Genomic DNA, 380 nt, shown 5'->3' with positions numbered 1-380 from the left:
TGTGGCGGCCGATAGCACGCAGTTCAAGCTGTATTGAAGTGGGCGGCGTCCACAACCTTGGGCTCATGCGTTCGCCGTACTCAGCTAGTAACTGGGCATCGATTGCGTCCGTTTTGCTGTTTTTCAGCATCAGCTTTGCAAAGTTGTGAAAACTCTTCGGATTGATAACCGAGACTGGCAAACCCGCCGCAGCGAGCTCCATGGCCAAGTCCAGGTAGTAGATTCCGGTGGCTTCCATCACCACAGACATAGGCTTGAGCTCAAGTAACTTGCTGACAGCAGCTTTGCGACCCGCCGGTGTCTGGTCGATATTGCACTGACCTGCAAAGCGGCCGCCATTGCGCCAGCCCATCGCTGTAGTGCGAGATCCCACATCCAAA

The 380-nt window shown here is 55.0% G+C and carries 1 protein-coding gene; it reads right to left on the bottom strand.

What is annotated here, in order from left to right; all coding sequences use genetic code 11:
• Positions 1 to 379: IS110 family transposase (locus KVG87_RS25755; RefSeq protein ID WP_225931014.1), on the bottom strand; the 379-nt coding region annotated here is incomplete at its 3' end.
• Between the last annotated feature and the right edge of the window lies 1 nt (position 380).

The organism is Pseudomonas siliginis (genome assembly GCF_019145195.1).
GTDB classification, from domain to species: domain Bacteria; phylum Pseudomonadota; class Gammaproteobacteria; order Pseudomonadales; family Pseudomonadaceae; genus Aquipseudomonas; species Aquipseudomonas siliginis.
This window is presented reverse-complemented; position numbering and strand designations above follow the sequence as displayed.